General features: G+C 33.9%; 10 protein-coding genes and 1 tRNA gene. 7 read left to right on the top strand and 4 right to left on the bottom strand.

Annotated features, from left to right (window positions below; all coding sequences use genetic code 11):
* Positions 1–88 precede the first annotated feature (88 nt).
* Complete coding sequence (dnaE, locus tag H7350_RS01800; RefSeq protein WP_204344159.1) at positions 89–4477, top strand: DNA polymerase III subunit alpha; 4389 nt, start codon at positions 89–91, stop codon at positions 4475–4477.
* 54 nt (positions 4478–4531) lie between these two features.
* A complete protein-coding gene (locus tag H7350_RS01795; RefSeq protein ID WP_204344158.1) occupies positions 4532–4705 on the top strand; it encodes a hypothetical protein in 174 nt (57 codons plus the stop codon).
* On the opposite strand, the gene H7350_RS01790 is transcribed toward H7350_RS01795, so the two are convergent.
* Both H7350_RS01790 and H7350_RS01785 read right to left on the bottom strand, forming a co-directional pair.
* A complete protein-coding gene (locus tag H7350_RS01790; protein WP_204344157.1) occupies positions 4702–5028 on the bottom strand; it encodes an ArsR/SmtB family transcription factor in 327 nt (108 codons plus the stop codon). The genes H7350_RS01795 and H7350_RS01790 overlap by 4 nt on opposite strands.
* The gene (locus H7350_RS01785; protein ID WP_204344156.1) at positions 5018–5449 is read right to left on the bottom strand and encodes an SRPBCC family protein; all 432 of its coding nucleotides are present in this window, start codon (positions 5447–5449) and stop codon (positions 5018–5020) included. The genes H7350_RS01790 and H7350_RS01785 overlap by 11 nt, the downstream gene beginning before the upstream one ends.
* Positions 5450–5757: 308 nt before the next feature.
* Here H7350_RS01785 and trxA point away from each other — a divergent pair, with 308 nt between their 5' ends.
* The 4 genes from trxA (at position 5758) to H7350_RS01765 (ending at position 7795) form a co-directional block, all read left to right on the top strand.
* Entirely contained in the window at positions 5758–6078 is a 321-nt protein-coding gene (trxA, locus tag H7350_RS01780; RefSeq protein WP_476705363.1) for a thioredoxin, read from the top strand.
* 86 nt (positions 6079–6164) lie between these two features.
* Positions 6165–6710, top strand: a complete 546-nt coding sequence (locus H7350_RS01775) for a ClpP family protease (RefSeq protein WP_204344154.1) — start codon at positions 6165–6167, stop codon at positions 6708–6710.
* Positions 6711–6714: 4 nt separating this feature from the next.
* On the top strand, positions 6715–7644 hold the full coding sequence (locus tag H7350_RS01770; RefSeq protein ID WP_204344153.1) for a DUF58 domain-containing protein: 930 nt from the start codon (positions 6715–6717) through the stop codon (positions 7642–7644).
* Between the two features lie 77 nt (positions 7645–7721).
* A tRNA-Asp gene (locus H7350_RS01765) sits at positions 7722–7795 on the top strand.
* Between the two features lie 185 nt (positions 7796–7980).
* On the opposite strand, the gene H7350_RS01760 is transcribed toward H7350_RS01765, so the two are convergent.
* Both H7350_RS01760 and H7350_RS01755 read right to left on the bottom strand, forming a co-directional pair.
* A complete protein-coding gene (locus tag H7350_RS01760) occupies positions 7981–10230 on the bottom strand; it encodes a tetratricopeptide repeat protein (protein ID WP_204344152.1) in 2250 nt (749 codons plus the stop codon).
* Positions 10227–11714, bottom strand: coding sequence for a hypothetical protein (locus H7350_RS01755; protein WP_204344151.1), 1488 nt, complete (start codon positions 11712–11714; stop codon positions 10227–10229). The genes H7350_RS01760 and H7350_RS01755 overlap by 4 nt, the downstream gene beginning before the upstream one ends.
* A gap of 181 nt (positions 11715–11895) precedes the next feature.
* Here H7350_RS01755 and H7350_RS01750 point away from each other — a divergent pair, with 181 nt between their 5' ends.
* A complete protein-coding gene (locus tag H7350_RS01750; protein ID WP_204344150.1) occupies positions 11896–12657 on the top strand; it encodes a hypothetical protein in 762 nt (253 codons plus the stop codon).
* Positions 12658–12751: the final 94 nt, after the last annotated feature.

Raw genomic sequence — 12751 nt, 5'->3', positions numbered from 1 at the left:
TAAAAAAGCCGAGTTTCTTCGTAATTTTATTGACTTACTTTTTGATTCTTTTAGCTAAAGAATTCAACTAAAATTGAAATAGAATTACATGTATTTAATTTTTGATACCGAGACCACAGGACTACCTAAACGCTGGGATGCACCAATTACAGATGTTGATAATTGGCCAAGATGCATACAAATTGCATGGCAACTTCATGACGCGATGGGACACTGTATCGATCATCAGGATTATTTAGTGCAGCCTGAAGGATTTAACATCCCTTATGATGCTGAGAAGATTCATGGAATCTCTACCGAATTAGCTCAAGAGCAAGGTGTGCCACTTCAAGAGGTATTAGAAAAATTTAATGACGCATTATCTAAAACCAAATTTGTAGTTGGTCAAAATGTGACCTTCGATCTCAATATTATGGGAGCCGAATTTGTAAGAGAAGATATTGCTAATCAACTTCAGGAGCTTCAGGTTTTAGATACCTGTACAGAACATACAGCAGAGCTTTGTCAAATTCCTGGTGGACGAGGCGGAAAGTTTAAACTTCCTACCTTAACCGAATTACACCAGCATTTATTTAACATTCCTTTTGCCGAAGCTCACAATGCGACAGCCGATGTTGAAGCCACAACACGTTGCTTTTTTGAATTGGTTAGATTAGGGGAGTATACCAAAGAACAATTAGATGTTCAGCCAAACTACTTTGAAAACTTCAATAAGGCGAATCCTCAACCCATCCAACTTATCGGGTTACGGCATATCAATCTCAAAAGAGAAAGTGCTAAAATAAATGAGCGACTCCAAAAGCTTCAAACTAATGATATTTCAGAAGCTGAAATAAAAGAGAACATTTCAGATTTAAAAACCGTCGATTTTGTTCATCTTCATAATCATTCTCAGTTTTCAGTATTACAATCTACAATTAGTATTACAGATTTAGTAGCTGTAGCAGCAGAGCACAATATGCCAGCTGTGGCACTTACCGATCATGCTAATATGATGGGAGCTTTTCACTTTGTAAAAGCTGTTAACAATCATAACAAATCGGTTAAAGCTAAAATTTCAGAAGCAGAAGCTAAAGGCGAACAATCTAACTTAAGAGAAATTAAGCCAATTTTAGGTTGTGAGTTTTTTGTGTGTGAAAATCATACCGATAAGACTAGAAAAGATAATGGCTACCAAATTGTTCTTATTGCTAAAAACAAAAACGGATATCACAATTTAGCAAAGTTGTCATCTCATGCTTTCGTAGATGGGTTTTACTACTTACCGCGAATTGACAAAAAGCTCATTGAACAGTATAAAGACGATTTAATTTGTTTGACAGGAAACCTGTATGGTGAAGTGCCAAGCAAAGTATTAAATGTTGGAGAAAATCAAGCCGAAGAAGCTTTAATATGGTGGAAATCTACATTTGGAGATGATCTTTATGTAGAACTTATGCGACACGATCAAGAGGATGAAAACCGTGTTAACCCAGTATTAATTAAGCTTGCTCAAAAGCATGATGTGAAACTCGTTGCTACCAACAATACGTATTATTGCCATCAAGATGATGCCAATGCTCATGATATTTTACTATGTGTAAAAGACGGTGAAAAACAAGCAACTCCTATTGGAAGAGGTCGCGGCTATCGCTATGGCTTACCAAATCAGGAGTACTATTTTAAGTCTTCGGAAGAGATGAAAGCACTTTTCAGAGACATTCCTGAAGCCATTATTAATATTCAGGAAGTTGTTGATAAAGTTGAAGCCTTTCAATTGGCTCGTGATGTATTATTACCTGCTTTTGATATTCCAGAAGAATTTAAAGATGCAGCCGATTTAGACGATGGCGGAAAACGTGGAGAAAATGCTTACTTAAAACATTTAACCTATCAAGGTGCTAAAAAACGTTATGGTGAAGAACTTTCTGAAGAAGTCATAGAACGTCTTGATTTTGAACTGAGTGTTATTGAAAACACGGGATATCCTGGTTACTTTTTAATAGTTGAAGATTTTATTAGAGAGGCAAGAAATATGGATGTGTCGGTTGGACCTGGACGTGGTTCGGCAGCTGGTTCGGTAGTTGCCTATTGTCTTTGGATTACAAATATCGACCCTTTAAAGTATGATTTGCTTTTTGAGCGTTTTTTAAATCCAGATCGTGTAAGCATGCCAGATATTGATATCGATTTTGATGATGAAGGTCGTAGTCGTGTTATGGATTATGTGATTAAAAAATACGGCAGTAATCAGGTCGCTCAAATTATTACCTACGGAACCATGGCCGCAAAGTCATCTATTAGAGATACGGCAAGGGTTTTAGATTTACCTTTATTTGATGCCGATAGAATTGCTAAGTTGATTCCGACCATGTCTAAACTCAATAAAATTTTTGGTCTAGATGAAAAGGAATTAGGGAAGAAATTTAGAGCTGAAGATTTAGAAAAAGTTAATCAACTCCTCAATATTGCAGATGGTAGCGATTTAGAATCTGAAACGGTAAATCTGGCCAGAACACTGGAAGGCTCTGTTCGAAATACAGGTATTCATGCCTGTGGTGTGATTATCACACCCGATGATATTACTAAGTTTGTCCCTGTGGCAACAGCAAAAGATTCAGATTTGTATGTCACTCAATTTGATAACTCGGTGGTTGAGGATGCTGGATTGTTAAAAATGGATTTCTTAGGATTAAAGACCTTAACCTTAATTAAAGATACCGTTAAAATTGTGAAAGCAAAACACGGTATTGAGCTTGATCCAGATAGCTTTCCGTTAGATGATGAAAAAACCTATGCGTTATTCCAAAGAGGAGAAACGGTTGGTGTATTTCAATATGAATCTCCCGGAATGCAAAAGCATTTAAAAGAGTTAAAACCAACAGTTTTTGAGGATCTTATTGCTATGAACGCATTGTATCGTCCGGGACCTATGGAATACATTCCGAGTTTTACCAGACGAAAACATGGTGACGAGGAGATTGCTTACGATTTACCAGCAATGGAAGAGTATCTCAAAGAAACTTACGGAATTACAGTATACCAGGAGCAGGTGATGCTTTTGTCTCAAAAGCTTGCTGGTTTTACAAAAGGTGAAGCCGATGTTTTGCGTAAAGCTATGGGTAAAAAGCAAATTGCGGTTTTGGATAAAATGAAGCCAAAGTTTATTGAGCAGGCTAGTGCGAATGGCCATGATGCTAAAATTTTAGAAAAAGTCTGGAAAGACTGGGAAGCCTTTGCTAGTTATGCCTTTAATAAATCGCACTCTACTTGTTATGCATGGATTGCTTATCAAACCGCTTATTTAAAGGCACATTATCCTGCCGAATATATGGCTGCCGTTCTATCTAACAATATGAACGATATTAAGCAGGTCACCTTCTTTATGGAAGAGTGTAAACGCATGCGTTTAGATGTTTTAGGACCTGATGTTAATGAGTCATATTATAAGTTTTCGGTAAATCAAGATTATGCGGTTCGTTTTGGAATGGGAGCGATTAAAGGTGTTGGACATGGCGCTGTAATGACCATAGTTGAAAATCGTAAAAAAGACGGTCATTATAAATCGATTTTTGATTTGGCCAAACGTATCGATTTGCGGGCTGCTAATAAAAAAGCCTTTGAAAATTTAGCTTTGGCTGGAGGTTTTGACGGATTTGGAGATACCCATCGTGCTCAATATTTCCATGATGATGGTGATGGCATTACCTTTTTAGAAAAAGCCATCAAATATGGAGCAAAACACCAGGAAAACGAGAATTCGGCACAGGTGAGTTTGTTTGGAGCTACCAGTGAAGTTCAAATTGCTGAGCCTGTTGTTCCTCCATGTGAAGAATGGGGAACTATGGAAAAATTAGCTCAGGAAAAGGAAGTTGTTGGTGTCTATATTTCTGGTCATCCTTTAGATGATTTTAAAGTAGAAATGAAAACCTTTTGTAATGGAAATCTGGCACTTTTTAACGAGTTGGAAAACTATGTCAATCGTGAAATCACCTTTGGAGGTGTTGTTACCGATGTACAACATCGTGTGAGTAAACAAGGTAAAGGCTGGGCTTTGTTTATGGTTGAAGATTATACCGATAGTTATGAGTTTAGGATATTTGGAGAAGAGTACCTCAAGTACCGACACTTTTTGGTAAAAAACAGTTTTGTATATGTAAAAGCTTTTATTAGAGAAGGCTGGGTAAATAGAGATACAGGAAAAAAGAGTGATCCAAGATTACAGTTTAATAGTTTTCAACTACTTCATGATGTCATGGATACATATGCAAAAAAGCTATCAATACAATTAAATATAAAGGACTTACAGCAAGAACGTATTACGGCTCTTAAAGATTTATTTAGAATACATCAAGGTGACAAAGCACTTAATTTTGTGATTTATGACAATCTTGAAAAAATTAAACTAAACATGCCGAGTCGTAAGCAAAAAATCAAGATTTCTCAAGAATTGCTACAGGAATTAGAAAGCAACGATGTGATGTATAAGTTGAATTAAATGTAACAATATCCTCTAAATCGCTACCTATCAAAAAGTAAATCAATTACAGATATGAAAGCGACAAGATATGCGTTATTATTTGTTGGTATTGCAGGTTTGTCTGCAGCCTTTTACGGATTGTTCAACGGAGATGCCTTTATAGATCATTTGATGACTTTAGTATGTGGTGCTAGTTTAATTTATGGTTATTTCCAGTTAAAGCATCAAGATACCATACCATCTTAAGAGGTTTTATCATCTAAATAACTGCCTAGGTTTTCTAATGAGTCATCCCAGAATTGCTCATAGAACGTCATCCATTTATTAATTTCTTTAAGCGGTTTTGCATTAGCATTACAAAAGCGTTCTCGCCCTTGAGTGTCGAGGGATACTAAACCAGCACCTTCTAAGGTTTTGATATGTTTGGTGACGCCTTGTCGGCTCATATCAAACTGACTCGCGATTTGTGTAATTGATAAGGCGGAACTTGCTATGACCAAGGCGTGGAAAATCTCACGCCTTGTTGGATCGGCAATAGCTTTAAATACCTGAGTGATTTTATCCTGCATTCACTTCTTGTTTTAAATAAGTTGTAAGTCCGTTAATACAGCTCTCCCATCCACCATTAAAACTTTCAAACATGGCAATAGCTGTGTCGCCTTCATAATTGGAAATTCCAGAGTGTTCTAAATGTAGTTTAGTACCATCGGCAACAGATTCTAGTTTCCAGGTTACGGTTGTTTCTACGTTTGTGTCGGCGACAATCCATGTATATACTAAAACATAAGGATGCGCTTCTTTAACGGTTCCGCTAATGGTTGTGCAGCCTTTTTCGTTAGGTTCAGAAGTGAAGGTGTACTGATAGCCTTTTTGCGCTTTAAAATCGGCCTGAATAAACCACGTTGAAATTTCTTCAGCTTTAGAAATGGCATCCCATACCTTATTTATGGGATGATTAAATACTTTTTCTTTTGTAATGACATCGTTCATGACTGTTTGTTTTTTGATTAATATGCAACTTTGTGGTTGCTAAATTATAAAGAAAATTATTAACACGCAACTTTTTAGTTGCATTTAGAATTAATTTTGCGCAAAGGATGGAACGGTATGTTTGAGCTCTCCCAACTTTTTAGTTGGGAAGCGAGTAGTGAGAGCCTGGTTTATGCGCCCAAAAGGCTATGATACAATTGTTCAATATGCTCATAATCAAAACAAATACTGACAATGTAAGGTTTGGCAAAATTTTTGACTAATTTTGTGTATTAAATAAAAACGAAGTTAAACATATAGATATTATAATTATGGCATTAGAAATAACAGATGCAACGTTTGAAGAAACAGTATTAAAGAGTGATAAACCTGTAATGGTTGATTTTTGGGCTGCTTGGTGTGGACCATGTAGAATGGTTGGACCTATCATTGATGAAATTAGCACAGAATACGACGGTAAAGCTGTAGTAGGTAAAGTAGATGTTGATGCGAATCAAGAGTTTGCTGCTAAGTATGGCGTACGTAATATTCCGACAGTTTTGGTATTCCAAAACGGAGAGGTTGTTGGTCGTCAGGTTGGTGTTGCTCCTAAAAATGCATATACAGACGCGATTGATTCTTTATTATAAGAATTATTAGATATAATCTAAAAGAAATGATAAAAGGTTTGCCATTATGGTGAACCTTTTTTTATTTTTAACTAAAATTATAATGTATGAGTAAGCAAACAAAAGCACAAGACTTAATAGATAGTAAATTATTAGAAGACCGAAAGGTGTTTCTTTGGGGTATGGTAGATGATAAATCGGCTAAACATGTGATTGATCGTTTATTGTATTTAGACGCGTTAGAAACGAAAGATATTCATTTGTATATCAATAGTCCGGGAGGTTATGTCACTTCAGGATTTGCGATGTATGACTGTATCAAGTCGTTAAATAGTGATGTGTCTACCATTTGCACAGGTTTGGCAGCTTCGATGGGTTCTATTTTGTTATCTGTTGGAACCAAAGGCAAACGATTTATTCAGCCACATGCCAGAGTGATGATTCATCAACCAAGTGGTGGTGCTCGCGGACAAGCAAGTGATATAGAAATTACAGCTCAGGAAATTTTAAAGACAAAAGAATTAAGTGCTCAAATTTTAGCAGACAACTGTGGGCAAGATGTTGAAAAGGTAATGAAAGATTTTAATCGTGACCATTGGATGGGTGCTGAAGAATCTAAAGCCTATGGCATCGTAGATGGGATTTTAAAATAATCAAATGAATTTACAGGCAGAACTTAATAAAGCAGGCGGCTTTAAAAACTTAGAGCTACTTGCCAAGCAAGTCGTGGAAGGGTTTATTGCTGGAATGCATAAGAGTCCGTTTCACGGATTCTCTGCAGAGTTTGCCGAACACAAAATTTATAATCAAGGCGAAAGCACGCGACATATTGACTGGAAGTTATACGCTAAAACCGATAAACTTTATACCAAACGCTATGATGATGAAACCAACTTACGTTGTCATTTAATTATAGACAACAGTAGTTCGATGCATTATCCAGAGCTCAAGGATTTTAGTATTTCTAAGTTAAATAAGATTGGTTTTTCTGCTTTAGCATCTGCCTCATTAATGCATATTTTAAAGAAACAGCGTGATGCTGTAGGCTTAAGTATTTATAGTGATGCTTATGATTATTACGCACCAGAAAAGGGAAGCGAACGTCACCATCAGATGTTATTAGCTGAATTGAGTAATATGGTGATGTCAAAGCAAGTGAATAAGCAAACAGAAACGTATACTTATTTACATCAAATTGCTGAAAATATTCATAGACGTTCGTTAATTTTCTTTTTTACAGATATGTTTCAAACGGCAACCGATGAGGTGAAATTATTTGAAGCGTTACGACATTTAAAGTACAACAAGCATGAAGTGGTTTTATTTCATGTGATAGATAAAAACAAAGAGCTCAAGTTTGACTTTGATAATACACCCAAACGGTTTATTGATGTAGAGACTAATGAGTATATTAATTTATATCCAGATACAGTAAAAGAGGGTTACGAAAGTGCTGTAGATGATTACTTTAAGAGCATACGGTTAAAATGTGGTCAATACCAAATTAAATACGTGGAAGCCGATATCAATAAACCCTTTGATAAAATCTTAACGACTTACATGGTAGAGCGACAAAAGTTTATTTAAATTTTTTGTCAAAATTCTTTACAAAATGTTTGTGATATTAAAAATCGAATGTATATTTGCCCTCGCAATAAAGCAACGGTCTGGTAGTTCAGTTGGTTAGAATGTCGCCCTGTCACGGCGAAGGTCGCGGGTTCGAGTCCCGTCCAGACCGCTAAAAATTGCAAAAAAGGAAGCTCTAATACATTAGGGCTTTTTTTTAGCAATGACAAGATGTTGTGTTGTTCTCAGGGCAACCTGAGAGTTGTGAGATACTCAATGTTGTTGAGTTCTTACCGATGAGAAGCTTTCCTTTTTTCTTAATTGAAAATCGGGATGCTTTTTTGTTTTAAAAACTTTTTAATTAGAAAGTATTTTATAAACCTCAGATAGATGTTTCTTTTTAATGCCTAAGTGCTTTAAATCTTCTAAATCTTGAAGAAATATATCTTTATAAGTCGTCTCCCCATCATATATTTCGTTTTTTAAGGATTTATAAATTTGTTTTGCATCTTTAATTTTTCCTTGGAAGAGGTAAGCTAAAGCTAAATTGGTGTAAATCCATTGTTCAGTACTATTGATTGCTAAGCCTTTTTTTGCACTAGTTTCGGCTAATTCAAATTCTTTAGCTTCAAGTGCATGCCAAGATAATCCTCCATACTCAGACGCTAAAAGGTTTTTAAATCTTTCTGTCTTATAATTTTCATCAAGTGTAATTCTAATTTGAACCTTGTTTTGCTGAGCATTTAACTTAAAAACTAGATCATCACTACTATTGATACTGGTCTCAAGTTGTTCTAATTGGTTTAAAGATTCAATTAAATCTGTATTATTAGTTTTAAAGTCGCTAATATTTTTATCTATAATATTTAATCTTACGGAACGGTAACCTACATTTATTTGTTCTGATTTAAGATAATTTAAAATTTCAGAACATTTAAAGGCATAGCTTTCTGCTTTAGTTAAAAATTCTAAAGCTAAATTTCTTTCAAGTAAACTGTAGTTGATGTATGCCAATTGGCCATAAACTTCTGATAAATCCATATAGTCCTTAGGTCGATTGGCTTTATTTATTTGAGTTTGAAAATAAGGAATCGATTCTTCATATAAATCAATAGCTTCAAATGTTTTCTTTTCTTCTATTTTAAGTCTGGCTAGAGAAACGAGTATAGAACTTGCCAGAGGCTCAAGACTTACTCCCAAAGGGTTGTATTTTGTTGGGTTCTTTTTTTCTAGTTCTATAATAATCTTAAGATCATAAAGTATTTCTAGTAAAAGGCTTTCAGCTTTTTTTCGATTATCTTTCACAGCTAATTGCATAGCTAATAGCATTTTGTTTGTTATTTTATGTATATCCTCACCAAACATGTCGTTCAATTCATCATCATAACTTGAAATCGTTTTTCTGATTTTTTTCATCATTTTAACGGATGTAGCATCTTGATTGAGACTAACTTCGGCTAAACCAATTTCAAATCGTACCATGTTAAAGTCATCAAATTCATCTGGTTTCGATTTAGACTGTATAGTTCTAATGCCCTCATTGTAGGTTTTAATCGTTTCTTGTTTTTTGGATTGTTCACAAAGACTTTTACCCAAGTCTAGAAGGATACTTAATCTAGACTCTTGGGTTTTAGAAAGATTGTGTTTGTCAAATAAACTAAGGCCATATTTTAAGTATTCTTCTGCTTCGGCATGTTTTAAATTTCGGTTTAGTAAAATTCCTAACATAGAAATGTAATCAATAAGTTTATAGGTATAAGCACTTTCGTCTGCTGATAGAGTTTCTATCATCAGTTTATATTGGTCTATTGCTTGATTGACTTTTAAATCAGATAACAGTAATCTAGATCTGAGTTCAAGCGCCTCAAAAGCTTGTTCATTACTCTTCAAATTTTGCTTTATTTGAGAGTTTGACAAATGAGGATTAAGCTCTTTTAATGCCGCTTCAATGTCTCTATTTGCTCTTAGCTGTGTTAAAGCTTTTTTGACAGATTCTTCTGCACCATCTCGGTTAAAACTTGCTATTTTAAGTGATGTATTGTGGAGCGCTATTGAATCGTTAATGGTTTTAAAATTCTGTAATTGATGATTTAACTTTAAAATTGAATCTTGAGAAACGATATTTTCAGCTTCGAGTTTCAAGATTTTTTGTTGTTCAATTTCTAGCTTTTTATCAACATGCTTTTTTAGAGTTAAATATACCTTTTGCGCTTCTCTTTCAATATATCCTTTCCTTGCAACAGTTAGTTTTAAAGGAACTTCAATAGTGCTTTTCGATAATACAACTATTTTATATGTATTAGGATTTACTAATTCGTATTCGTCATTATATTTGTCTAATGCAACATTGGTTTTTATTGAATCTCCAATAAATACAGAGGTTGTATCTCCAGGATTAAGTTTGTTAAACTCTAAAATAAATTCACCAAGCCCGTCAGTAATATCAGCATTTGTATCGGAAGAATTAACAGTTATACCTTCAATCACAGAAGATCCACTATTAATTAAATACACATGTCCTTTTAAATATACTTTTTCCCCTAAAACACTTTGACCAATTATAAAATTAATATGAAGCAGAAGAAGGATTTTAAACAATACTTTCATCTTTTATAAATTCTAATAGGCTTGTCAACATTTGGAAACCAATTAATTGGCAAAGTCTCAAATGCTTCTTTTTTTATTGTAATATTCTGAAATGGCTTTCTTAAGTCTATTGGGATCTCAATTAAAAATTTTCCATTCTGGTCTGTATATGTAGAAATATTATGACCATCTAGTTTCACTAATGCGCTATCAATAATAACTCTTTCATTGTTTATATATGATATTATGGTGCCTTTTAATTGTGACAATTTACTATTTGGCTCCACATATATAGTAGTGGTATTATCCTGCAACAAACAACTGTCTTTAGAAAACTTCCAATAAGGGTCAATCAGTTCTATTTTGATAGGCTTACTCAAGTATTTTTTATCTATTTCAGTTAATGCTATGCCATCTTCAGTATATTTTCTAAGCTTTTTTTCATTATCAAAATAGAATAGGACTTCTGGGTTTTTTTCTTTCCCTAACATTGGGTAATTATCATTAATGACATACTTTGGGTTTTGATGTAAAATAACAGATGTATTTATGGGTTGAGAGTAATAAGTATGGCCTATAAATCCAAAGATTGCTAAAACAATTATACTTATAAAAGCTACATATACTTTATGTTTTGATAACCAATTATCTTTTATATTAACCCGAATATCTTCTATGCCATCTTTTATATAAGAGATATCAGTAGTTAAAGTTTCAAAATATCGTTTAATTTCTTCTTCAAATTCTGGAAGAAGTATGTCTGTATTTTTTTTAGAAGATATTTCTGCTCTAGCAAGGGTTAATGATTCATTATATTTCTCTAATTGAGAATTATCATTAGGAGATTCTAGCTTTGCTAAAATTAAATCGTTTTGAGCAATAGTTTGGTTTAGTTTACTATCTAAAGTTTGATAAATTTCGCGTTGATATGCTATGAGTGCAGGTCTATTTTTCTCATCCTTTAATAATTCTCCAAAACATAATTGTAGCATTGGAATGAATTGTTCTTTAAAGTACACTCCAAAAGGATATTTTGAATGGATGCTTGGAAAATCTTCTGTTGAAATTTTAAATAAATTGAAAAGATCTTCTGCATTTTCAGGGTTTTCTATTTTTTGATAAATGGAATCTTCATGATTGTAAATGGTACTTTTTAAAGCTTTTAACTCATTAAGTAATTTTTTTTCAAAATTATCTAATTTTAATTTTTGGTAATCCGCTAAGAAATACTTTTTGTTATAGGAAAACGCTATTAATTTTATAGTGTTTTCTATTGCTTTAATAATTAACTTTTTAATATCATGATTAAGATCTTCTGGATCTATGCCTTGGATTAACCCTTTTACTTTGTTATAATTAAGATCGTTTACATAGTTGCCTAAGATTCCTCCAGCAACAGTATTTACAAGACTCATTAAAACATTTGAACCCGATGTTGTAGCTAATGTTAGTCCAGCACTAGCAGCTAATCCAATAATGTTTTTGAAGGTATCTGATGTATTCATTTTTAAAATTCAAAGTCTTGATCACTCAAATTTAGTAAACTATTGTGAATCAGGTATTAGAACTCGACATTTAAATAATGCTTAAAAACGTAGTTTTTTTAAATTTCTAGTAGCACATTTTTGATTTAAATAAGTGATGACATTTCTATAGCCTTTCGATGTGATTAAAAACTATGACATCATGAAAGCATTTAGATATATTATTTTACTAGCCATTGTTTCCTTTTTGTGTGCCTGTAGCATTAATGATGATGGAGGCAATCAACAGTTAAATCAGTTCAACTCTCAAATATGTAATGGTATTTCAGGACCTACAGCAGTGTACTGGGATAGTGGTCATAGTTTACCTACGCCTTTGGCTCAAATACCAACTATTGCAAATCCTGGTCAGCAATTTATTCATCCACAGTATCCGGCTTTAGGTTTTACCATGCCTCAAGGTTATGTTGCTCAAGAAATTACAGACCAACAAACTGGGACTATAGGTGTTAATGTATTTAGAACTGATAATAATGTGGTTTGGAGGTATATTCCCTCAAGTCCGTTAATTGGACAAATACCAATTAATGATGTCGTTGCTTTTGAGTTGAATCAGATCATGCAATTTCATGGATTTAATGGAACTCCAGAAGTACTTTGTACCACAACACAACAAACCAATGAGTTTGGTTTTCCAACAACGTTTGGCGCACGTTTGATTCGCTTCGGAAATTTTACAGCTTTGCTTATTGTTCAAACTCATTTTATGCCTAGCCTTGGCAATACATTTGTTTCTGTAACCTTAGCATCTGGTCCAACAACAGAGTATGACAATCTAATCATGGAAACCTATTTGCCATTACATTGGCAATTATTAGTAATTTCTGATGATGTTAGAGACTCAGATTTAGATGGCACACCAGATAATCAAGATGCTGCACCTTTCAATCCAAACGTACAATAGTGATAGTTATCAACAAGTAATTAACAATAAAACTTCGTTATTTAGCATTTTAACGGTATAAATATACATTTAATCGGATTTATTTTTGTTTATC

It is taken from the genome of Psychroserpens algicola (genome assembly GCF_014526325.1).
Taxonomy (GTDB): domain Bacteria; phylum Bacteroidota; class Bacteroidia; order Flavobacteriales; family Flavobacteriaceae; genus Psychroserpens; species Psychroserpens algicola.
This window is presented reverse-complemented; position numbering and strand designations above follow the sequence as displayed.